Annotated in this window: 19 protein-coding genes; 11 read left to right on the top strand and 8 right to left on the bottom strand. The window is 44.0% G+C overall.

From position 1 onward, the window contains the following. Positions 1 to 284: 284 nt before the first annotated feature. The 5 genes from folE to coaBC all read right to left on the bottom strand — a co-directional run bounded on the left by folE (position 285) and on the right by coaBC (position 5,723). A complete protein-coding gene (gene folE, locus L884_RS0120710) occupies positions 285 to 944 on the bottom strand; it encodes a GTP cyclohydrolase I FolE (protein WP_028769280.1) in 660 nt (219 codons plus the stop codon). A 343-nt stretch (positions 945 to 1,287) separates the two neighbouring features. Then, positions 1,288 to 3,249 (bottom strand): alpha/beta hydrolase family protein, encoded by a 1,962-nt coding sequence (locus L884_RS0120705; RefSeq protein ID WP_028769279.1) that lies wholly within the window; start codon positions 3,247 to 3,249, stop codon positions 1,288 to 1,290. Between the two features lie 129 nt (positions 3,250 to 3,378). After that, positions 3,379 to 3,972, bottom strand: a complete 594-nt coding sequence (gene slmA / locus L884_RS0120700) for a nucleoid occlusion factor SlmA (RefSeq protein ID WP_028769278.1) — start codon at positions 3,970 to 3,972, stop codon at positions 3,379 to 3,381. A 99-nt stretch (positions 3,973 to 4,071) separates the two neighbouring features. Continuing rightward, positions 4,072 to 4,530, bottom strand: coding sequence for a dUTP diphosphatase (dut, locus tag L884_RS0120695; protein ID WP_028769277.1), 459 nt, complete (start codon positions 4,528 to 4,530; stop codon positions 4,072 to 4,074). Further along, positions 4,530 to 5,723, bottom strand: a complete 1,194-nt coding sequence (gene coaBC, locus L884_RS0120690) for a bifunctional phosphopantothenoylcysteine decarboxylase/phosphopantothenate--cysteine ligase CoaBC (RefSeq protein WP_028769276.1) — start codon at positions 5,721 to 5,723, stop codon at positions 4,530 to 4,532. Before coaBC ends, dut begins: the two co-directional genes overlap by 1 nt. 151 nt (positions 5,724 to 5,874) lie before the next feature. Between coaBC and radC the strand changes: the two genes are divergently transcribed. From radC to L884_RS0120665, 5 genes are all read left to right on the top strand, one after another. After that, positions 5,875 to 6,564, top strand: coding sequence for a RadC family protein (gene radC, locus L884_RS0120685; RefSeq protein ID WP_028769275.1), 690 nt, complete (start codon positions 5,875 to 5,877; stop codon positions 6,562 to 6,564). A 113-nt stretch (positions 6,565 to 6,677) separates the two neighbouring features. After that, positions 6,678 to 6,914 (top strand): 50S ribosomal protein L28, encoded by a 237-nt coding sequence (gene rpmB / locus L884_RS0120680; RefSeq protein ID WP_028769274.1) that lies wholly within the window; start codon positions 6,678 to 6,680, stop codon positions 6,912 to 6,914. 6 nt (positions 6,915 to 6,920) lie between these two features. Next, complete coding sequence (gene rpmG / locus L884_RS0120675; RefSeq protein ID WP_012275560.1) at positions 6,921 to 7,094, top strand: 50S ribosomal protein L33; 174 nt, start codon at positions 6,921 to 6,923, stop codon at positions 7,092 to 7,094. A 359-nt stretch (positions 7,095 to 7,453) separates the two neighbouring features. Continuing rightward, complete coding sequence (gene argA / locus L884_RS0120670) at positions 7,454 to 8,773, top strand: amino-acid N-acetyltransferase (protein WP_028769273.1); 1,320 nt, start codon at positions 7,454 to 7,456, stop codon at positions 8,771 to 8,773. 74 nt (positions 8,774 to 8,847) lie between these two features. Next, positions 8,848 to 9,357 (top strand): PH domain-containing protein, encoded by a 510-nt coding sequence (locus L884_RS0120665; RefSeq protein ID WP_028769272.1) that lies wholly within the window; start codon positions 8,848 to 8,850, stop codon positions 9,355 to 9,357. A gap of 46 nt (positions 9,358 to 9,403) precedes the next feature. Here the strand turns inward: L884_RS0120665 and rarD are convergent, their stop codons facing one another. Together rarD and L884_RS0120655 are read right to left on the bottom strand one after the other, a co-directional pair. After that, positions 9,404 to 10,291, bottom strand: a complete 888-nt coding sequence (rarD, locus tag L884_RS0120660; protein WP_028769271.1) for an EamA family transporter RarD — start codon at positions 10,289 to 10,291, stop codon at positions 9,404 to 9,406. A gap of 168 nt (positions 10,292 to 10,459) precedes the next feature. Next, positions 10,460 to 10,924, bottom strand: coding sequence for a thioesterase family protein (locus L884_RS0120655; RefSeq protein WP_028769270.1), 465 nt, complete (start codon positions 10,922 to 10,924; stop codon positions 10,460 to 10,462). 162 nt (positions 10,925 to 11,086) lie between these two features. Between L884_RS0120655 and recQ the strand changes: the two genes are divergently transcribed. Further along, positions 11,087 to 12,910, top strand: coding sequence for a DNA helicase RecQ (recQ, locus tag L884_RS0120650; RefSeq protein WP_028769269.1), 1,824 nt, complete (start codon positions 11,087 to 11,089; stop codon positions 12,908 to 12,910). Here recQ and L884_RS0120645 read toward each other — a convergent pair. Further along, the gene (locus tag L884_RS0120645) at positions 12,907 to 14,679 is read right to left on the bottom strand and encodes a tetratricopeptide repeat protein (protein WP_028769268.1); all 1,773 of its coding nucleotides are present in this window, start codon (positions 14,677 to 14,679) and stop codon (positions 12,907 to 12,909) included. The two genes, recQ and L884_RS0120645, sit on opposite strands and share 4 nt — an antisense overlap. A gap of 519 nt (positions 14,680 to 15,198) precedes the next feature. Between L884_RS0120645 and leuA the strand changes: the two genes are divergently transcribed. The 5 genes from leuA (at position 15,199) to L884_RS0120620 (ending at position 21,837) form a co-directional block, all read left to right on the top strand. Beyond that, on the top strand, positions 15,199 to 16,770 hold the full coding sequence (gene leuA, locus L884_RS0120640) for a 2-isopropylmalate synthase (protein ID WP_028769267.1): 1,572 nt from the start codon (positions 15,199 to 15,201) through the stop codon (positions 16,768 to 16,770). Between the two features lie 54 nt (positions 16,771 to 16,824). Beyond that, positions 16,825 to 17,919, top strand: a complete 1,095-nt coding sequence (gene leuB, locus L884_RS0120635) for a 3-isopropylmalate dehydrogenase (RefSeq protein ID WP_028769266.1) — start codon at positions 16,825 to 16,827, stop codon at positions 17,917 to 17,919. Positions 17,920 to 17,922: 3 nt separating this feature from the next. Further along, the gene (gene leuC, locus L884_RS0120630; protein ID WP_028769265.1) at positions 17,923 to 19,323 is read left to right on the top strand and encodes a 3-isopropylmalate dehydratase large subunit; all 1,401 of its coding nucleotides are present in this window, start codon (positions 17,923 to 17,925) and stop codon (positions 19,321 to 19,323) included. A 9-nt stretch (positions 19,324 to 19,332) separates the two neighbouring features. Next, positions 19,333 to 19,938, top strand: coding sequence for a 3-isopropylmalate dehydratase small subunit (gene leuD, locus L884_RS0120625; protein ID WP_028769264.1), 606 nt, complete (start codon positions 19,333 to 19,335; stop codon positions 19,936 to 19,938). Between the two features lie 513 nt (positions 19,939 to 20,451). Beyond that, on the top strand, positions 20,452 to 21,837 hold the full coding sequence (locus tag L884_RS0120620; protein WP_028769263.1) for an outer membrane protein transport protein: 1,386 nt from the start codon (positions 20,452 to 20,454) through the stop codon (positions 21,835 to 21,837). Positions 21,838 to 21,970 lie beyond the last annotated feature (133 nt).

Below are 21,970 nucleotides of genomic sequence, written 5' to 3'. Positions count from 1 at the left end.
GCTTACGGATAACGGAACGCTGCGCTCACGGATGACGGAACGCTGCGCTTACGGATGACGGAACGCTGAGCTCACGGATAACGGAGCGCTACGCTTACATAAAAGATAAATGCCGCGATTACAGTTAAATGTAAGCGCGGCATTTTTTATGATTTTTACCGTAAGACCGAAGGCCGTTCCGTTATCTGTTAACGAGCCTGCGAGTGTTCCGTTTTCGGTTTTTCATCTTGGTGTTTTAATCTTTTAGGACCTCGAAGCGAAGCGTCCTAGAACCTTCTTTTACCTTAGTTACTTAAGAATTCAGCCCTTGTCGCTGGATTCGATTTAAAGATCCCGCCTAGAGCCGTGGTAGTGGTTGAACTGGTTGAGTCCATTACACCGCGTGATTTGACGCAGTAATGCACGGCGTCCATCTTAACTGCCACATCTTTAGTTCCAAGTAGCGCTTGTAAGGCAACGAGCACTTGCTGAGTTAAACGCTCTTGCACCTGTGGGCGCTGAGCAAAGAAGCGCACAATACGGTTAATTTTAGACAGACCGATAATGTTCTTACGTGGCAGGTAAGCCACTCTTGCTACACCATCAATAGTCACTAAGTGGTGCTCACAGGTACTGGTTAAACTGATGTCGTTAACCTTTACCATTTCATCAAAGCCCATCTTGTTCTCGATGACGGTGATTTTTGGAAAGTTAGCGTAGTCTAAGCCAGAGAAGATTTCATCGACGTACATTTTGGCGATACGACGCGGAGTGTCCGCTAGGCTATCGTCGCTCAAATCTAATGACATTAAGGTTAAGATCTCACGCATATGCTGTTCAATCTTTTGTTTACGCACTTCTGCGCTTAGCTCATTAGGTAGCATTGGCGTTTCAAGGCCGCGCTCGATAAGTGCAGACTTTACGATTTGAGCAGATTCACTGAGGATTGCATCTTTTGCTGTCATAAGTTCCTCCTTCACCATAAAGAATGAGTGGTGATATTCGTATCCTGTGTACTAGTGCCGTTGGTCTCGCATAAGGGGCATAGTGCCTGATAAAAGCCAAAATGATAGCGCTAGCTATTGGCGTTGTACTTAGCGAGGACGGGAGGATACCGCTATTTGCTGTAAATATACACCGAAAACCGCTATGAACATAAAAAAACCGACTAAACTAGTCGGTTTTTTGGGTTAATACAGAAAATAACTCAAAAACAAGTTAGCTGGGCAGCGATAGTGGCACTTTTGAAAGCAAAGTATGTTTGCTCCAAATGGCTCTACTATCGCTCAGCTGCATTGCTCTTAATGGTTATAGTTTTAGGTTTTCATTTAGAAAGCCTAGCATCTCATTGTAGTATTTGGCTCTATGAGCATCATCGTAAAAGCCATGACCTTCATCATCCATTACTAGCTTTTTAAATGGATACTTGTGTTTTTGTAATGCTTCTTCAAGAGCCTCAAATTGTTCGATTGGTGCGCGTTCATCCTCTCCGCCATGAACTAACATAATGTTTGCTTTAAGCTTGTCGATATTATGGGTTGGCGACATGGCTTTTAGTACAGCTTCATCTTCGCCTAGGACTTCTTTAAGATAACGCTTACCGGCTTTACGGCCTTGAACATCACCTTTATCAAACATTAATTGCAGATCGTACACGCCAGCAAAACCTAGGGCACATTTAAATAAGTCAGGCTCGATTGTGGCACTTTGAATGGCGGAGTAGCCACCAAAGCTGCCGCCGACAATGCATATACGGTCTTTGTCGGCAATGCCTTGGTCGATAACATATTTGGTGGCATCAATTATGTCGTATTGAATTTCAGTGCCCCATTTTTGGTGGCCTGCATTTTCAAAGGCTGTGCCATAGCCACCAGAACCTCTAAAGTTAACTTGCAGTACAGCTGCGCCTTGGCTCGCAATCATCTGATTTTGTGAGTCAAACCCCCACCAATCTCTTGGGCCGTGTGGACCGCCGTGCGGGTTAACGACTAAAGGTAAGTCCTTTGCTTCTTTGCCATGGGGCAGAGTTAGATATCCATGGATCTTTAAACCGTCTCGGCTGGTAAAGCTAATCGGTTTAATCTCGGCCATCTTATTTGAGTCAATCCAGCTCTTTTGCGATACAAGAAACTCTAGGTTTAATTTTTCTGTATCGAAAAGGTAATACTTGCCAGGAGTTCTATCGTTAAAGGCTTTAATGATCATTTTTTTTGCATCGACTGTTTGGCTCACCAAATGAATTTGGTACCCAGGTAGTGCGCCTAATAATTGTTTAACGTATGTTGCCGATGGATCTTTAGGAGCTACAAACTCATATTCTGGGTAGCCATTTTCATATTCAACGGCATAAAGCTTTTTCGTGGTTTGGTTTATCCAAACATTGCTTGGATTGACGACTTTATCTTGGCTTACAAGTTTTTTATCGCCAGTTTTAATGTTGATTAGATAAACACCTGACGGCTTACCAGACTCGTTAGCGGTGACATAAACACTGTTTTCATCGTCACTAAATGCGATTGGGGTCATTGCATCTAAATTGAGGTTTAATTTGTCAGTATTTACCCATTCGCGGTCTTCTCGGTAGAAAAGTTCTGTGTTTACGTAGTCACGAGTACCACTGACAAAGCGCACATTACCATCGTGGTCTGTTAGAAAGTTAGCGTAAGGGATAGGCGCGCCAGCTACCTTTCTGCGTTTACCTTTATAAACATCAACGCGATAAACTTTCTGGGTGTTCTCTGCCATGTTACTTCCGCCGTTACCCCAAGGTAGTGCTTGCACTAGCATAAAGCGATCGTCTTCAGGCATAGGATCTAAAATATAGGCGGTTGCTCTAATTGCGGTGTTTCTCTTAATATTTGAGCCTACTTGTTGCCCACCTTGATAACCAAATAGGTATGTCTCTTTAGAGCCATCAGCGTTTACCGCCATCAGTTCACCATAGTAAAGCGGGTGATCGCTCCAGCCTTTCAGATATTCTTTTTGTAGCACGACTCGTTCATCGTTGACCCATTCATAGTGGCCGACTTGGGCATTGCCATCGAAAAAGACCACATGAACAGCTTTTTTAGTGGCAGCATCTAAAATCAATAGCATGTTTTTGCCATCTTTACTGGTGATGGTGCTTAAATAGTCACCAGCAGGAGATATTTTAACTTGGGAGAACTCCGCTGAGCGGCTGAATAGATGTGCTGCGGTATCTGTTTTTGCAGATGCACTGCAGCTTAGCCAAGTAAGAAATACTAGGCCAATAGCTTTGATGAGTTTCATACAACTTCCTTGTGGAAACAATTGTTAGAGTATTGTGATGTTGGAAATGTAAGTTAAAAGTTGTAGTGAGGCAATAGCAGAGGAGTAAAACGGCAGCACATATGAAGTGCTGCCATTTTTAGAGAAGTATTAGCTTTGTAGCAGTTGTTGCTGGATGAAAGTCCACTGTTCGTTAAAGTGTTTAGTTGGCTTTAACTTAAATTCGCTGCGAACAAACTGGGCGATTCGACCTTCAGCAACAGCCAATAGTAGGTTGGCTAATACCGCTTCATCTAAATTGAACGCTTTACCTTCGCGTAGGCTTTTTTCGCGTAAAATTTGCTTTAGATGAGTTTCAATCTTGGCAAATAATTGGCTAATGCGGCTGCGTAGACGCTCGTTTTCACCCAGCAGTGCATCGCCGTTAAGTACCCGTGAAATCCCTGGATTGCGCTCGGCAAATACTAGCAATAGTTGCAGTAATTGCTGGCAGCGCTTCATGGTGTCTTTTTCTTCATCCATGATCAGGTTTATACGCGATAATAGCGACTCTTCGATAAATTCGATAAGGCCTTCAAACATGCGCGCTTTGCTCGGAAAGTGGCGATAAAGCGCCGCTTCTGATACGCCGACTTCAGCGGCAAGTTTGGCGGTGGTGATCCTTTGTCCTGGACTGGTTTCTAGCATAGTCGCTAAGCACTGTAGGATATGCTCACGACGGTTTATTTTTGGGCTTGCAGCCATTTATCTGTCCTTCACTCGATTACTACTGAGCGAGACGGCAAGGAAACGTTGCTCCATGCTATCCATTAAAAATGATTCCGCGATAGTCGCTTAAATCGGTTATTTGGTTCCTGAGTGGCCAAATCCACCTTGACCGCGATCCGACTGATTAAACTCATCGACCAGTTTAAATTCAGCTTGAACCACAGGCACAAAAACCAGTTGCGCGAGTCTGTCACCAATTTCGATTGTAAATGGCTCGCTACCACGGTTCCAACACGACACCATGAGTGGGCCTTGATAATCAGAGTCAATCAGGCCGACGAGATTGCCCAGCACAATACCGTGCTTATGACCAAGGCCTGAACGCGGCAGAATCACAGCGGCTAAGCTTGGATCTGCAACGTGAATGGCTATTCCAGTTGGAATTAACACTGTTTCACCCGGATTTATGGTGAGTGCTGTGTCGGTAATCGCACGTAAATCCATACCGGCGCTGCCCGTTGTGGCATAAGCAGGCAGTGGAAATTCAGTACCGATCCGTGAATCGAGGATTTTTAATTCGATTGGTGTTTTCATCAGTTGTTTATTTTATTCGCGATTAAAGTAAGCAATTGCTTAGCGAGTGTGTCTTTATCAACAGCGGGTAATTCAGTACTACCATCGCTCCAAAACACGCTTAATGCATTGGTGTCACTGTTAAAGCCAATATCTGTATTTGATACATCGTTAGCGGCAATCATATCGAGTTTTTTACGGCTCAGCTTGCCACGAGCATATTGTTCTACGTCATTGGTTTCTGCAGCAAATCCAACCGTAAATGGTCGGTTAGCATGGCTAGCAACGCTGGCTAAGATATCAGGATTTCGAACTAGCGCAAGTTGCATCTGCTCGGCTGATTTTTTTATTTTACTTTCGGCCACTTCAGCAATGCGATAATCGGCAACCGCGGCGCAACCGATAAATATTTGGTGACTCTCAACCTGTGGCATTACCGCATCTAGCATATCTTGAGCTGACTCGACGTTAATACGATTGACGCCTGTAGGGGTTGCAAGGTTTACAGGTCCGGCAACTAGCGTAACGTTTGCACCCATTGCCGCAGCAGCTTTGGCTAATGCAAATCCCATTTTGCCCGAGCTATGGTTAGAAATATAACGCACAGGATCAATCGCTTCTCGAGTCGGTCCTGCGGTGAGTAACAGCGACATGCCTTGCAGTAATTGTGGGCCGAAAAACTCAACCGCTTTTTCAGCAATCGCGACAGGCTCAAGCATTCTGCCAGGGCCGACTTCACCGCAAGCTTGTGAGCCTGAATCTGGGCCCCAAATATGCAAGCCGCGCTGGCTCACTTGCTTTAGGTTGGCTTGAGTTGCGCTATTGCGATACATCTGTTGATTCATCGCAGGGCACAGCACAACGGGGGCTTCAGTTGCTAGGCATGTAGTGGTAATAAGCTCATCGGCCATGCCAGCATTAATGCGAGCGATAAGGTTGGCTGTTGCAGGTGCAACTATAACTAAATCAGCCCAGCGTGCCAGTTCGATGTGGCCCATAGATGCTTCGGCTGTTGGGTCAAGTAGGTCTGTAGCAACGGGGTAACCAGATAGGGCTTGCAAAGTTAGCGGGGTAATAAATTCCTGCGCACTTTGACTCATTACAACGCGTACATCAGCGCCGCGCTCTTTTAATTTACGCACTAAGTCAGCTGATTTATAAGCAGCGATACCGCCGCCAATACCCAATAGTACTTTTTTGTTAGTGAGACCCATACTTAAACTCTATGTTGATAATCACGTTGCTGGCAAACCACAAGTTGCACAGCAGAAGTTGGCTTAAGATATCACAAACCACCAAAGGGTGATGCACAAGTTCCAAAAATCTAGACCATACTCATAGATAACAAACAACAAGGAGGTTGTGATGGCAATAAAGGATTGGCCTGAGGGCGAAGCGCCGCGAGAAAAGTTATTGAGTCACGGTGTAAAGCAGTTATCAGATGCAGAGTTACTGGCGGTGCTACTTAGAGTCGGCTTAAAGGGCTTAAGTGCTGTAGAGCTGGCAAAGATGATGATCAATAAGTTTGGCGGCCTTAGAAGCTTGTTTAGCGCGTCAGAGCGGCAGGTTTGTCAACTAGATGGCGTTGGGCCAGTAAAGTACGCTCAAATGCAGGCGGCGATTGAATTAGGCGCTCGAATTTCGAGAGAAAAGCTGCAAAGAGGAAAAATTTTATCTGATCCTGATTTAACTCGGGACTATTTAATGAGACAATTGTCTGATCGTGCCTATGAAGTGTTCGCTATTTTATTGTTAGATAGCCAGCATAGAGTGATTCAATTTGTTGAATTATTTAGAGGTACAATAAATTCAGCATCAGTTTATCCACGTGAAGTGGTGAGTCTGGTACTTGAAAAAAAGGCTGCGGCTGTGATCGTGTGTCACAATCATCCTTCTGGAATTGCAGAACCAAGTTCAGCCGATAGACGAATTACTGAGCGATTGAAACAAGCCCTGCAAACTATTGATGTTTCCTTACTGGATCACATGGTTGTGGGCGATCGAGAGATAGTTTCTTTCGCTGAAAGGGGATGGATGGATAAATCTATTCCTTGATCTTTGATTTTAGATCCTGTATAAAATGCGCCCTCTGTTGTGTGCCTCAGGCGACGGCCGTGTTCGAGGTGCATTAATGCTCGAGCGTTAAATATTGTTTTGGAGAGATTGACATGTCAAGAGTATGCCAAGTAACTGGCAAGCGACCAATGGTTGGTAACAACCGTTCGCACGCGAAGAATGCTACGCGTCGTCGTTTTTTACCTAACCTACAGAACCACCGTTTCTGGTTAGAAGACGAGAAGCGTTTCGTACAGCTACGTGTATCTACTAAAGGTATGCGTATCATCGATAAGAAAGGTATTGAAGTTGTTGTTGCAGAACTTCGTGCCCGCGGCGAGAAGGTGTAATAAATCATGGCTAAAGCTAAAGGTAACCGTGAGAAGATCAAGCTAGTTTCTAGCGCTAACACTGGTCACTTCTACACGACTGAAAAAAACAAGCGTAACATGCCTGAAAAAATGGAAATCAAGAAATTTGATCCAGTAGTACGTCAGCACGTTATGTACAAAGAAGCTAAAATCAAGTAATAACTTGTTTAAGCATCTTGGAAAAAGCCTCTATTTATAGAGGCTTTTTTTTGCCTGCAGTTTGTGTTTTCTTCATTTAAAAATAGGTTCGTTAGACGTACCGCTCATTCCTTCTGCGTAATTTGCATATCTATTTTTTTTAACACTTTTATCTCGCAATATTTTGATTTGAACTTATCTAGTTATTCCAAGCTTTAATTGGCTTTGTATAAGCCATTATTAGATGTGTTCTGATAATAAATAAATTGCAGCATGTGATAATTAATGCTTTTTAAATGAATTTTAATTCAGTAGTATTTAGGCGTAACGGGATCGTAAGGTCTATTTAGCTCTCTAACTATGGTTAAGGTGATTTTAGCGTGCGCACAACTGAACTTGTTGATGGATTTCGTCATTCTGCTTCCTATGTTAATGCCCATCGGGGTAAAACCTTTGTCGTTATGTTGGGCGGCGAAGCGTTAGCGCAACAGCAGTTTCGCGCCATCATTAACGATATAGCTTTATTGCATAGTCTAGGGATTAACATTGTTCTAGTGCACGGTGCTCGGCCGCAAATTGATGAGGCGTTAGCACAGCAGAGTCTGCCAGCTGAATATTACAATGGTGTGAGGATCACTGAAGAAGATGCTTTAAAAGTGATTAAGCAGGTTGTGGGCGCGCTGCAATTAGATATTACTGCACGTTTGTCGATGAGTTTGAGCAATACCCCAATGCAAGGCACCCAGATCAATGTGGTAAGTGGTAACTTTGTGATTGCCCAGCCACTCGGGGTTGAAGATGGTGTTGATTACTGCTTAAGCGGCAGAGTGCGCCGAGTTGATAGCCAAGGCCTTAAGCGTCAGCTTGATAGTGGCGGTATTGTATTATTAGGGCCTGTAGCAGCCTCTGTGACAGGTGAGAGTTTTAACTTAACCGCAGAAGAGGTCGCGACTCAAATAGCTGTTAAGCTTAAAGCCGACAAGATGATAGGTTTTAGTTCGCAAAAAGGTATTTTGGATGAAACGGGTCAGGTGATTGCTGAGCTAATGCCAACTGATGCACAAAAGATCCTCAACGCGTTGCCAGAGGACAGTACAGTTTGTGTTGGCACTAAAGCATTTTTACAAGCGAGTATTGATGCTTGCCGTAATGGTGTTAGTCGCTGTCATTTTGTTAGTTACCTTGATGATGGCGCCTTGCTACAAGAGCTATTCTCGCGAGACGGGATAGGTACTCAGATTGTAACCGAAAGTGCTGAGCGATTACGCCGTGCATCTATTCGCGATATTGGCGGCATTTTAGATTTGATCCGCCCATTAGAGCAAAAAGGTATTTTGGTCAGACGTTCTCGTGAGCAGCTTGAGATGGAGATTGAGCAGTTTATGCTGATTGAGCGAGACAGCTTAGTGATTGGCTGTGCTGCCTTCTATCCATTTGAAGAAGACAACGCTGGTGAGTTTGCTTGTTTGGTAGTGCACCCTGAATACCGTGATGCAGACAGAGGTAGTTTGTTGCTACAAAACATCATTGGTCAGGCGCGTGTGCGCGGTTATACCCGTTTATTTGCCCTGACAACCCGCAGTATCCATTGGTTTCTTGAGCATGGCTTTAACATGGTTGAGGTGGATGAACTGCCTGAAAAGAAAAAACAGTTGTATAACTATCAACGTAAATCAAAAATTTTAGCGTTAGATCTATAGCTAAACTAGGTTGTTGACATATTATGTCTTCATGCAACAATAGCAGCTAATTTTTACCATTTAAAGGTACTGCTATGGTTGAGGAATACCTGCTTGCTCCGCTGACGTCTACAGGTCATTGGAGCTTTATTGTGTTACTAGGCATTCTTATTGGCTTAGGGGTTTTTATCTATTTCAAGCAGATGCCTAAAGTGAGTAAGGCGGTGGCAATAGGAGTGTTGCTGCCTATGGTGTTGGCGTTTAGCTGGATGTTTTACAAGGTTAATGACGCTAAGTTAATTATCAGCAGTGACACTGTCAGCTTAGATGTACCTTTTTATGGTTTTACTATACCGCTATCTGAAGTTGACCTAGCTAAGGCTGAGCGAATCGACTTTAGCCAAACCCCAGCGTTAAAGCCTGATCTTAGGGCTAATGGTGTGGGAATGCCGGGTTTTCAGTTAGGTTGGTTTAGGCTTGCTAATGGACAAAAGGCATTTGTGGCAACCACAACGACAGATAATCTAGTCTTATTGCCTACAACGCGTAATTACCCGTTAATTTTGAGTTTAGAAAGTCCTGAAAAGTTGATAAACATAAATTAAATGAAAAAGCGAACCACTTGGTTCGCTTTTTCGTTGTATCTGTCAGCTATTTTTTGGCTTTACGCTTATAGAGCATATCTAAGGTAAACAAAAATAATGCTGCCCAGATAAAGGCAAAGGTAATGCCTTTTTCTGCATCAAAAGGCTCGTTAAATAAAGCCACAGCCAAAATAAACATGATACTTGGGCCGATATACTGGAAGAAGCCCAGCATTGAAAATGGAATGCGCACAGCTGCTGACGCAAAACATAGCAGTGGTACTGTGGTAATAATCCCCGCTGCGACGAGTAACAAATTGTGCTGCAGATCATTGGCCAGTAGATGAGTCAATGAGTCGCCAGTATTGGTAAAAAGGTAGATTAAGGCAACTGGCAGTAAAATTGCTGTTTCAACGAGTAGACCTGTTTTGGCATCGATATTAACCTTTTTACGTAGCAAACCGTAAAACGCAAACGAACAGGCAAGCCCAAGCGATACTAATGGAATTGAGCCAAACGAGATCAACTGGATCATCACTCCTGTCGCCGCTAATGCGACGGCTGCCCACTGCAGCTTACGTAGGCGTTCCCCCAAAAATATCATCGCTAAACTCACGTTGACCAACGGGTTAATAAAATAGCCTAAGCTGGCATCTAGCATATGATCGTTATTCACTGCCCAAATAAATAGTAGCCAGTTACCTGCAATGAGCACAGAAGTTAAACATAACACGGCAAGCTGGCGTGGCTGTTTGAGCAAATTACGTAAACGTGCAAAGCCACCAAATAGTGCAATCAATACAGTGACAAACACAAATGACCAGATCACTCGATGTAGCAAGATCTCTGCTGCGGGCACGCTCTCTAGCAGCTTAAAATAAAGCGGGGCAAATCCCCAAAGGGTATAGGCGCAAACGGCATAGACTATGCCTTTACGGTATTCAATTTCTTGCATCGGAATTGTGCTAAATAGGAAAGTAGGCGCAGATTGTAGTCCCGCAGCGAGCGAGACTCAAGCCGGACCAGCGCAATAATTGGCGTGATTGCTGTTATTAGAAAGTGACACTAAGGCAACTTTTAATGCCAGTTTAGTTAGTGATAAATAGTGTGTTGCTGAACTAATCTAGCCAACCATATAAGTGCCTGTACCAAAAGCAATATGATCGCCTTTTTCATTGTGAAGCTCCATACGAGAAACCGATACACGGTTGCCGGCACGGATCACCGTACCAGTGCCTGTAAATATTTCGCCACGCCCGGGGCGTAAATAGTCCACACGCAGGTCAATTGTGCCTAAGGTTTTTATTCGCTGCTCTAGTTCTTCAATGCTCCAATCATCGCGGCTAGCAACAAGGCCTGAGAATGCAGTAAGGCCGCCGACCACATCGAGCACAGTGGCAGTTACGCCACCATGGAGTATTTGTTGATGGATATTGCCAATGAGTTCAGGTTTCATCTTTACTTCAATCTCAACACCTTGCATATCATAGCGCTTGATATCCATGCCTAGAAGATTGTGAAATGGTATATGTTGGTCAAAAATTTCAGCTACTTTGCGCAGGGTTTGTTGTTGAACTATCTGACTCATTTGGCATCCCTATGTTGATTATTTATCCTATTAGAGTATTTAATCTATCGCTTATGGATGGCGCGGTGCAAGCTTAAAATTTATTCACTAGCACCAAACTTAAGAGACAATCGCGCCAGCCTACATTAGAATAGTCGGCCTTATTTTTAACACAGGTTCACTATGGATCAGGCGGCGCTCGAGACTCCAGTCGATCAATTATCTTCTACCCTGCAGTCGGTATTTGGTTACCGTACATTTAGAGAGGGGCAGCGAGAGGTTATTGAGCAGATCTGTGCGGGGCAAGATTGCTTAGTTATCATGCCAACAGGTGGTGGTAAGAGCCTGTGTTATCAATTGCCTGCATTAGTATTACCAGGCCTTACGGTGGTGGTATCACCGCTGATCTCGTTAATGAAAGATCAGGTCGACAGCTTGATTCAAACCGGTGTCGCAGCCGCTTATTTAAACTCGTCGCAACCGCGTGAAGAAAGCTTACAAGTGCTGCAAAAGATGCGTTATGGCGAGCTTAAATTACTTTACGTATCGCCAGAGCGTTTGCTGCAGGCTAGTTTTATTGATCGCCTGCATGAACTTAATGTGTCGTTATTTGCTATTGATGAAGCGCACTGTATTTCACAGTGGGGCCACGATTTTAGACCAGAATATGCGGCGTTAGGGCGATTACGCCAGCAGTTTCCTTATGTGCCGATAATGGCATTAACCGCAACAGCGGATAAAGCTACTCGAGCAGATATTTGTGAGCGATTAACCATCACTCCTCATTCATTACTTACTAGCTTTGATAGACCGAATATTCGTTACACTGTTGCTGAAAAGCTCAATGCGGCTAATCAGTTACGTCAGTTTATTGCGGCGCAAAATGGCAGCAGTGGCATTGTATATTGTAGTAGTCGTCGCCGAGTCGATGAAGTGGCCGAGCGCTTGCGCTTGCAAGGCTACCAAGCCGAAGCATATCACGCGGGGAAAACCCAGGAAGAACGGGCCGACGTACAAGATAGATTCTTAAAAGATCAGCTCGATATAGTGGTGGCTACGGTCGCTTTTGGTATGGGGATTAATAAATCTAACGTGCGCTACGTGGTGCACTACGACATTCCCAAAAGTGTTGAAGCTTATTATCAAGAAACCGGCCGTGCAGGTCGTGACGGTTTAGACTCAGAAGCTCTGATGTTGTTTGATCCTGCTGACATTGGCCGAGTACGTCATCTGATTGAACAGTCTGAGCCGGGGCCACAGCAGCAGGTTGAGTTTCATAAGCTTAATACCATGGCAGCCTTTGCTGAAGCACAGACTTGTCGCCGCCAAGTGCTGCTGCACTACTTTGATGAGCCAGCAAACAAGGCTTGTGGTAACTGCGACATTTGCCTCGATCCACCCAAGAAGTATAACGGTATCCAAGATGCACAAAAGGTGCTGTCTTGTATTTACCGTATGGGTCAGCGCTTTGGTATTAACCACCTTATTGAAGTGCTGCGTGGTTCTAAGTCGGCAACGGTAATTGAACGTGGCCATGACAAACTCTCCACTTGGGGGATCGGAAAAGAAAAGAGCCACGAGCATTGGCTTAGTGTGATTCGCCAGTTAATTCATTTAGGTTTGGCTAATCAAGATATTACTCGTGGATCTTCAGTAACACTAAATCCATCAGCACGAGCAGTGCTTAAAGGTGAGGTGGAATTATTATTGGCAGAGCCGAGAATAGTGATTCAAACGACTAAGCGTCGCAGTAGTAACCCAAGGGCGCCGCTTAATTATGATCGTAAGTTGTTTGCAAGACTTAAACTATTACGTCGCACGCTGGCAGAAGAGTTGGATGTGCCACCTTATCTTGTCTTTAACGACGCTACATTGGCTGAAATGGCGGCTATTTTGCCGACCAGCCCAGGTGAAATGTTAGCGGTTAATGGTGTTGGTGAACGTAAACTCGAACGTTTTGGTGGCGAGTTCTTGGATGAGATCGCCGATTACTTAGCGGAAAGCTAAATTTCACCTTCATGGCTTGGATGGTTTAGTTTTGCTTGTCTTAATTGGCTGACGTTAGCTCGCTTGATCATTGATTGCAAATTATCAAACTGCTGCATACAAGCCAGTCCTATATGCACTTTGCTGCTATTTTGCCATAGGGCAACGGTATCCGATAATTGGTTGATAACATGAATTGCACCAGATTCGGTTGTGTGCGGTAACATAATTAATAGCTGCTGCTCCGACTGTAAAAACAGCAAATCATGCTCTCGTAATTTAGTCTGTAATTGCTCAATCATAATTGGCACATCACATGTTTGAATTTCACTCGGGTTGAGTACCAGTAATGACAATGGATAGTTGGCATGTTTACTTACGGTTAGCATGTCCTCTAATCGTTGTTTTCCGCTCGCAATGGGCTTAATGACGGGGAGCTCTTTATTATTGCTTTGTTTTTTGGGTGTTTGTCTGTGATACCAAGCAATAAACATAATTAAGCTAAATAAGATAAATAAGATTGGAATAAACGGGCTAGGCAGTAATTGACTTGGCATAATCGCCGCATTATTGCTTTGTTTAGTAACAGATACTTGTTGTTGTCGGCTCAGATCTGACTTTATGTGTGATAGCCAAATACTATGAATAAATGCTGTATTGCTCTGAGCCGCATCAAATTGCTTAAGTTGGTAATCATAGGCTGTTTCAAAGTCCTTCTTATCAGCAAAGTATTCAGCCAGGATCGCATAACAAAGCTGTAAGTCGGTATATCGCTGTTTTATTTTGGCTAGCTCAATAGCTTGCTCGATATGTTCTAGCCCGGCTTCTTGACTCCCCTGTGCGAGCTTTACCTGACCTAATAGACGCAATGCAGCCATCATTTCATTGCTATGAGACTGCTTTTTCAATGTATTCAAACTTAGGCTCAACAGTTGTTCTGCGCTACTGTATTTACCGCTGGAATAGTCGATAAATGCGATCTCTTTATAGGCTATCGCAAGTTCTAGCGGACTGCCGAGTTCAGCCAGTTTAGTTCTCGCTTGTTGGATATACTTATCTCTCAAAGCCGGCCGTTGACTTATTTGCGCCAAGTTGGCTGCATCGATCAATAGGCTTAAGGCTACTTTACCTTCGCTATCTTTATGTTTAAGTGCTTTATCAAGAAATGCAAAAGCTTGTTGTTGCTCGTTGTCTGCCATTAGCTGTTTAGCCATTGATGCTTTTAGGTAAACAAGCGGAGGTTGCAGCCATTGTTGTTGCTGCTTGTCGATTAGCGGAAATAGATCCAGCGCAAGTCTAAGATCTTCGATAGCGGTATTATCATGCAGCACTTTTGCGTCGAGTTGACTACGTAACCACAAGCCATTGATTAAGGCCTGTGGTTGCTCAAGCTCACGAGATAGGGCTATTGAAGTATGGAGCAATGGTAAAGCTTGCTGATAATTACCAAAATTCACAAAGGCACTGGCCATGCAATTGAGGAAGTAAGGCCGTGCTTCATCTAACTGTAATTGTTTTGCTTTGGCTTCATTTAATCTTGCTAAATTGATTGCAGCGGCGTTTTCACCAAGTTGCAAAAAAGCTTCACACTTAAGGCTATTAAGTCTGAGTTTTGAGATTTTAGGAGCTGGATGGCTATCTAACTTTTTTTCGAGAAGATAGATACTATCTAGCGCGGAAGTCGGGTATTGAAAAACGGTTTGATTTAGTTGGTTGAACTGGTCTTGCGTTAATGAATACGCAGGCGAAAGCCACAGCAACAAGCTGGCAGCCAGTATACGAAAATCCATTTTAGAACGCTCCAGGGGTGATCCTTATCCGCTACTTCTTGATTGAGCGAGCATTATAGCCAATATAAATAAAATATGCATAAAAAAGCTAGTCGCGCGAAAATATTGCGGCAGGCTAATGTTTTGAAGTGAATAAAACAATTTTAAGTTAAATAAGGTTGTTTTTGTGCAATTAAAAGTCAATATAATTGTTTTTATGAGCGATAATTCACCTGAAAATTACTGAAGTAAGCGAATTCATGGTTGACATAGATGCTTTGGCAAGTTAAAAATTAACCGTCCTCACAGTGTTGTGTGGAATAATTATTTATCTGGACTGAATAAAAGTGAATAAGCCAAACAGTGCATTACTAGAACTCCAAACTCTCATTCTCGCAGGATCTGCGCGGAGGATTTAGTGCTACACGCTTTTTTACAAGCCGGCATAAACAGACCCCGCGAAGATAGCGGGGTTTTTTATATCTAACAACTAGCAACGTGAACGCATAACTGAACAGTGATGTTTGATGGAGAAAGTAGATGTCTAACCGAGTGATTATATTTGACACCACCCTACGTGATGGTGAACAAGCATTAGCAGCAAGTTTAACGGTTAAAGAAAAACTTCAAATTGCACTCGCGCTAGAGCGTTTAGGTGTTGATGTAATGGAAGTCGGTTTTCCTGTGTCATCTCCTGGAGACTTTGAGTCGGTACAAACTATTGCGCGTACGGTTAAAAATAGCCGCGTGTGTGCACTATCGCGTGCGCTAGAAAAGGACATTGATGCTGCTGCACAGGCATTGTCTGTGGCTGAACAGTTCCGTATTCATACTTTCATTTCAACTTCGACTATTCATGTTGAAAGCAAGCTAAAGCGCTCATTTGATCAAGTGCTTGATATGGCCGTTGGAGCGGTGAAGTATGCTCGCCGTTTTACCGATGACGTGGAGTTTTCTTGTGAAGATGCCGGCCGCACCCCGATTGATAATCTTTGTCGTATGGTAGAGGAAGCGATTAAAGCCGGCGCTCGTACCATTAATATTCCTGATACCGTGGGTTACACAGTACCAAGTGAGTTTGGCGGCATTATTCAAACCTTATTCAACCGTGTGCCTAATATCGACCAAGCGGTAATTTCGGTGCATTGCCATGATGACTTAGGTTTGTCAGTGGCTAACTCTATTACTGCTGTTCAGCATGGCGCACGACAAATTGAGTGCACCGTTAATGGTATTGGTGAGCGTGCAGGTAACTGTTCATTAGAAGAGATCGCCATGATCTTGTCGACCCGTAAAGGCGAGTTAGGCTTAGAGACTGGTATTAACGCTAAAGAGATCCACCGTACTTCTAGCCTAGTAAGTCAGCTTTGTAATATGCCAGTTCAAGCTAACAAAGCCATTGTCGGTGCTAACGCTTTTACTCACTCATCGGGGATCCACCAAGATGGCATGCTAAAGGCACAAAATACTTATGAGATCATGACGCCAGAGAGCATTGGTCTTAATCGAAACAACTTAAATATGACCTCACGCTCAGGTCGCCATGTGATTAAGCACCGTATGACAGAGCTTGGTTATGGCGAACAAGATTACGACATGGATATTTTGTATGAAGAGTTTTTGGCTTTAGCTGATAAAAAAGGTCAGGTATTTGATTACGATTTAGAAGCACTTGCCTTTATGGAGGCACAGGCAGAAACGGATGATCATTATAAGCTACAGCAATTAGTGGTGCACTCAGACTCAACCGAAGGTAGTGCCACTGCGACGGTGAAAGTGATCATCGACGGTGAGGTTATTACTGAAGCGGCAACGGGTAATGGTCCCGTAGATGCAGCGTATAAAGCGGTTGCGCGTGCAACAGGCTGCGAAATTAATATCACCAGTTACCAATTGAGTGCTAAAGGCGAAGGGCAAAATGCCTTGGGGCAGGTCGATATTACTGCCAAATATCGTGAGCAGAATTTTCATGGTTTGGGCTTGGCAACGGATGTTGTTGAGGCATCGGCTAAAGCACTAATCCATGTGATGAATTTAACTTGGCGAGCCGACAAGGTAGCCGATTGTAAAGAGCGTATCCAGCAAACGAAGCAAGCATTGGGCAGCGTGTAAATTCATCGATAAACGACAAAATTTAAGTTTAAAAATACAGGAGTTAGCTGAAGTATGAGTTATCAGATTGCAGTACTGGCTGGAGATGGTATTGGGCCGGAAGTGATGGCTGAAGCACGTAAAGTGTTAAAGGCAACTGAAGAGCGATTTGCGTTATCGATTGAGTATAGTGAATATGATGTCGGCGGTGCAGCCATTGATAAGCATGGTTGCCCGTTACCTGATGCCACACTTAAAGGTTGTGAAGCGTCTGATGCAATTTTATTTGGCTCAGTTGGTGGCCCAAAGTGGGAACATTTAGCGCCAAACGATCAGCCTGAACGGGGGGCATTACTGCCGCTTCGAGGTCACTTTGAGCTGTTTTGTAACATGCGCCCAGCCAAGTTACACGCAGGCCTCGAACATATGTCGCCACTGCGTAGTGATATCTCATCTCGGGGCTTTGACGTGCTTTGCGTTCGTGAGCTAACTAGCGGTATTTATTTTGGTAAACCTAAAGGCCGCCAAGGTGAAGGCGAAGATGAACAAGCTTTCGATACGATGCGCTATAGCCGCAAAGAGATCCGCCGTATTGCTAAAATCGCCTTTGAAACAGCACAAGGTCGTCGCAAAAAAGTTACTTCGGTAGATAAAGCAAATGTATTGGCTTGCTCGGTGCTTTGGCGTGAGGTGGTTGAAGATGTGGCCAAAGATTTCCCAGATGTTGAGCTTGAGCACATCTATATCGACAATGCGACTATGCAGTTACTGCGCCGTCCAGATGAATTTGATGTCATGCTGTGTTCCAACTTATTTGGCGACATCATCTCAGATGAGATTGCCATGCTAACTGGCTCAATGGGCTTACTGTCTTCTATCAGCATGAATAGTTCTGGTTTTGGTTTATATGAACCTGCTGGCGGCAGTGCCCCAGATATTGCTGGCCAAGGCATTGCTAACCCTGTGGCGCAGATCTTATCGGCAGCACTGTTATTACGTCATAGTCTAAAGCAAGAACAAGCAGCAACGGCAATTGAAGCGGCCGTTGGTAAAGCATTGAGTGACGGTTACCTAACCGGTGAGTTATTGGCAAGTGATCAGCGCCATCAGGCGAAATCAACCAGTGAAATGGGTGATTACATCGCGCAACTTATCCGAGAAGGAGTATAAAACATGGCTAAGACCTTGTATGAAAAAGTGTGGGACAGCCATGTTGTTGTGGCGCCAGAAGGTGAAGCGCCCATCATTTATGTCGATAGACATTTAGTTCATGAGGTGACATCACCACAAGCCTTTAGTGGGATAGAAGTGGCTGGGCGCCGTTTGCGTGCAGCAGACAAAACCTTTGCGACTATGGATCACAACACATCTACCACCAGTGCTAGCTTAGAGGCACTTAGTCCAATGGCACGTACTCAGGTGGAAACACTTGAGCGTAACTGTAAAGAGTTTGGTGTGCGCCTTTATGATATTCATCATAAAAACCAAGGTATTGTACATGTTATGGGGCCTGAGCTTGGTATTACTTTGCCGGGAACTGTGATTGTATGTGGTGACTCACACACAGCGACTCATGGTGCATTTGGTGCCTTGGCTTTTGGTATTGGGACTTCAGAGGTTGAGCATGTAATGGCAACCCAAACTTTGCGTCAGCTAAAAGCCAAAACCATGAAAATTGAAGTTCGTGGCCATGTTGCGCCGGGGATCACCGCAAAAGATATTGTATTGGCGATTATCGGTAAAATTGGTATGGATGGCGGTACCGGCTATGTGGTTGAGTTTTGTGGGGAAGCGATTGAAGCTCTGACAATGGAAGGGCGGATGACAGTGTGTAATATGGCGATTGAAATGGGTGCTAAAGCAGGCATGATTGCGCCAGATGCGACTACCGCAGAGTACTTGAAAGGCCGTGAGTTTGCACCGAAAGGTGACAACTGGCAGCAAGCATTAGCTGCTTGGCAGCAGCTTAAAACAGATGAAGATGCTGTATTTGATGCATCGATCGTGTTGGATGCTAAAGACATTGCGCCGCAACTCACTTGGGGAACCAACCCAGGTCAAGTGGTAGCGATTGACCAGCAGGTGCCTAATCCTGAAAACGAGCCTAACTCAACGGTCCGTTCGAGCATTGAAAGTGCGCTGCAATATGTGGACTTAACGGCTGGTACATTAATGACGGACGTGAGTATTAATAAGGTGTTTATCGGCTCATGTACTAATTCACGTATTGAAGATCTACGTGCGGCAGCACATCATGCCAAGGGCCGTAAAGTCGCGGCTGGTGTGAAGGCAATTGTAGTCCCGGGTTCAGGTTTAGTGAAAGAGCAGGCGGAGGCCGAAGGTTTAGATAAGATCTTCACTGACGCGGGCTTCGAATGGCGTTTACCGGGCTGCTCTATGTGCTTAGCAATGAATGATGACAAGTTAGAAGCTGGCGACAGATGTGCATCAACCAGTAACCGTAACTTTGAGGGCCGTCAAGGTCGCGGTAGCCGTACTCATTTAGTCAGTCCTGCAATGGCAGCAGCGGCGGCTGTTGCTGGTCATTTTGTTGATATTCGTAAGCCATATTAGGAGTATAAAATGCAACCATTTACTAAACACACAGGGCTTGCGGTAATTTTAGATAGTGCCAATGTTGATACCGACCAAATTATTCCTAAGCAATTTTTGTCTAAGGTTACACGTGACGGGTTTGGGGTGCATCTTTTTCATGACTGGCGCTACTTAGATGATGCCGGTGATCAACCTAACCCAAGCTTTAATTTGAATAAGCCGCGTTATCAGGGCGCGTCAATTTTGTTGTCTCAAGAAAACTTCGGCTGTGGTTCGAGCCGAGAGCATGCACCTTGGGCATTGGCTGACTTTGGCTTAAGAGTGATTATTGCCCCGAGTTTTGCAGATATCTTTTATGGCAACTCAATCAATAATGGTTTGCTGCCTGTTAGGTTGACTGATGCCGAAGTGAAGCAATTGATGTCTGAGGTTGATGCTAAAGAGGGCGCAGAGATTGAAGTTGATCTTGAATCGTTAACAGTGACCTCTCCTTCTGGAGCGGTATTCCATTTTGAGATAGCCGCCTCAGCCCGGCACAATCTGTTAAACGGCCTAGATGCAATTGGCTTGACGCTGTCACATGCCGATACAATTGCTAAATACGAGGCGCAAATTCCAGCATGGAGAGCATAGCGCGAGTTAAATTTAAGCTGGAAAAATAGCGTACACTTGTACCAGCGTTAGGATTTGAGTAAGCCGCCTAGATTTATTTCTAGGCGGCTTTTGTTTTTGCTTAACGTGGGCGTCTATCTATTTATCTGAATTTAATGACTTTTCGTTTTGTTATTTGTCGTTGCTAGTCAGTGAGTTATTTCTGCTAGTGATTTGTGCTGCATTTTGATGAATAAAAAGCAGTACAGGTGTTTTTGGGTTTTTATCTGGTTATGTTGTTGTTTTTGTATGTATTTATGCTTTGTTTTTATTTTGGGTTTTTATTGTTCAGCGACGAAGTTGCTGACTTTGTACCTCGTGTTTACATAGTGAAATGTGATCTCATCCAGTTTTAAGCTGTTTTTAATTATTTTGGGTAGTGTTTTATGCTGTTTTATATAAAGTACTTGAAAAGATATTCTGCAATTGTAAAATCGCCGCCATTAAAAAGTGGAGTTATTACTCTACTTATTGTTAACACAACTGAGATCACCGATGAAAAAGCGTTTAATTACTCTTGCTGTGAGTACAGCAATGTTGGGAGCTGCTACACAAGTTCAAGCAGCAGGTTTTCAATTAGCTGAATACTCGGCAACAGGTTTAGGCCGTGCTTATGCTGGTGAAGCTGCAATGGCTGATAACGCGGCTGCACAGTTCCGTAATCCAGCGATGCTAACTTATCTAGAAGGCACACAAGTTTCTACAGGTGCAATTTTGGTTATGCCTAACATCGATATCAATGGCGAAGTGACTTACATTGATGGTGTTAACTCTACGTCTGCAAAAGATATCGCTGGTGATGCAGTGGTACCTAACTTCTATGTATCACACCAATTAAATGAACAGTGGTATTTAGGCCTAGCGTTAGGCAGCAACTTTGGTATGGCGACAGAGCTAGATGATAGTTTCCGTGGCACTCAGTTTGGTAATGAAGCATCAGTAACCACTGTTGAAATCAACCCTAACATTGCTTATCGCATTAATGAGCAGTTCAGCGTTGGTGCAGGTGTACGATTTGTCTTAGGTGAAGGCAGTATTGGTGCTAAGAGTTCTGCAGATACAATGATCCCATTATCAGATTTGGGAATTAACCAAGGTATACCTGTTGCTAAAGGCACTACCCTTAAATATATGGAAGGCGATGACACTTCTTGGGGTTGGCAGCTTGGTGCTGCTTGGCAGATTAACGCCAATAACAGAATTGGTGTGAATTACCGTTCAGAAGTTAAGCAAACTCTTTCTGGTGAAGCAAACGGTGTAGCGTTTAACCTTTATGATCCAGAAGTAATTGGTGCGGCAGTTGGTTCTATTATGGCTGGTCAGACGCCAGAGCTTGCACCAGAGAAGAAATATGCTGGTTCGATGGACCTAACACTTCCTGCAACTGCTGAGATTGCTTCTTTCCATCAGCTAACAGATAAGCTGGCTCTTCATGCAAGCGTTAACTGGACTGATTGGAGTTCATTTGAAAAGCTAGAAGCCTATATCCCAGAATTAACTAATCCAACACAGTTGGTTAAACAGGAAAATTGGGAAGACAGTTACCGTTTTGCTGTGGGTACGACTTATCAGTTAAATGAAAAGATGTCTTTGCGTGGTGGTGTTGCTTACGACATGTCTGCGGTTTCTGATGCTAACCGTACACTGACTATTCCTGAAATGGATCGTTTATGGCTAAGTGTTGGTATGGGTTACGCTTTCAGCGAAAACTTCGACATGGACTTAGGCTTTACTTACATTTTTGCTGACGAGTCACCAGTTGTTGAGCCGCGTCCAGGTATAGAATCGGATAAATCATCAGCACTATTTGGTGGTACGTTCTCTGGTACGACTAGCGGTAACATTGCGTTACTTGGTGTTCAAGCAACTTACCGCTTCTAAGTTATTCTTCTAACGTTAGAGTCATCTTTCGTTACTCGAAAAGCCTCGCATTTGCGGGGCTTTTTTTTACCTAAAATAAAGCACTATCAAGTTGGCCTGTAGCACTGTTTTCATGGTAAAAAAGATGAGGGCA

It is taken from the genome of Shewanella fidelis ATCC BAA-318 (assembly GCF_000518605.1).
Lineage (GTDB): Bacteria > Pseudomonadota > Gammaproteobacteria > Enterobacterales > Shewanellaceae > Shewanella > Shewanella fidelis.
This window is presented reverse-complemented; position numbering and strand designations above follow the sequence as displayed.

What these genes read in the sequence shown, in the direction of transcription:
- folE (WP_028769280.1), bottom strand. Translation starts at nt 944, where the DNA reads ATGACAGCAAAAGATGCAATCCTCAGTGAATCTGCTCAAATCGTAAAG.
- L884_RS0120705 (WP_028769279.1), bottom strand. Translation starts at nt 3,249, where the DNA reads ATGAAACTCATCAAAGCTATTGGCCTAGTATTTCTTACTTGGCTAAGC.
- slmA (WP_028769278.1), bottom strand. Translation starts at nt 3,972, where the DNA reads ATGGCTGCAAGCCCAAAAATAAACCGTCGTGAGCATATCCTACAGTGC.
- dut (WP_028769277.1), bottom strand. Translation starts at nt 4,530, where the DNA reads ATGAAAACACCAATCGAATTAAAAATCCTCGATTCACGGATCGGTACT.
- coaBC (WP_028769276.1), bottom strand. Translation starts at nt 5,723, where the DNA reads ATGGGTCTCACTAACAAAAAAGTACTATTGGGTATTGGCGGCGGTATC.
- radC (WP_028769275.1), top strand. Translation starts at nt 5,875, where the DNA reads ATGGCAATAAAGGATTGGCCTGAGGGCGAAGCGCCGCGAGAAAAGTTA.
- rpmB (WP_028769274.1), top strand. Translation starts at nt 6,678, where the DNA reads ATGTCAAGAGTATGCCAAGTAACTGGCAAGCGACCAATGGTTGGTAAC.
- rpmG (WP_012275560.1), top strand. Translation starts at nt 6,921, where the DNA reads ATGGCTAAAGCTAAAGGTAACCGTGAGAAGATCAAGCTAGTTTCTAGC.
- L884_RS0120665 (WP_028769272.1), top strand. Translation starts at nt 8,848, where the DNA reads ATGGTTGAGGAATACCTGCTTGCTCCGCTGACGTCTACAGGTCATTGG.
- rarD (WP_028769271.1), bottom strand. Translation starts at nt 10,291, where the DNA reads ATGCAAGAAATTGAATACCGTAAAGGCATAGTCTATGCCGTTTGCGCC.
- L884_RS0120655 (WP_028769270.1), bottom strand. Translation starts at nt 10,924, where the DNA reads ATGAGTCAGATAGTTCAACAACAAACCCTGCGCAAAGTAGCTGAAATT.
- recQ (WP_028769269.1), top strand. Translation starts at nt 11,087, where the DNA reads ATGGATCAGGCGGCGCTCGAGACTCCAGTCGATCAATTATCTTCTACC.
- L884_RS0120645 (WP_028769268.1), bottom strand. Translation starts at nt 14,679, where the DNA reads ATGGATTTTCGTATACTGGCTGCCAGCTTGTTGCTGTGGCTTTCGCCT.
- leuA (WP_028769267.1), top strand. Translation starts at nt 15,199, where the DNA reads ATGTCTAACCGAGTGATTATATTTGACACCACCCTACGTGATGGTGAA.
- leuB (WP_028769266.1), top strand. Translation starts at nt 16,825, where the DNA reads ATGAGTTATCAGATTGCAGTACTGGCTGGAGATGGTATTGGGCCGGAA.
- leuC (WP_028769265.1), top strand. Translation starts at nt 17,923, where the DNA reads ATGGCTAAGACCTTGTATGAAAAAGTGTGGGACAGCCATGTTGTTGTG.
- leuD (WP_028769264.1), top strand. Translation starts at nt 19,333, where the DNA reads ATGCAACCATTTACTAAACACACAGGGCTTGCGGTAATTTTAGATAGT.
- L884_RS0120620 (WP_028769263.1), top strand. Translation starts at nt 20,452, where the DNA reads ATGAAAAAGCGTTTAATTACTCTTGCTGTGAGTACAGCAATGTTGGGA.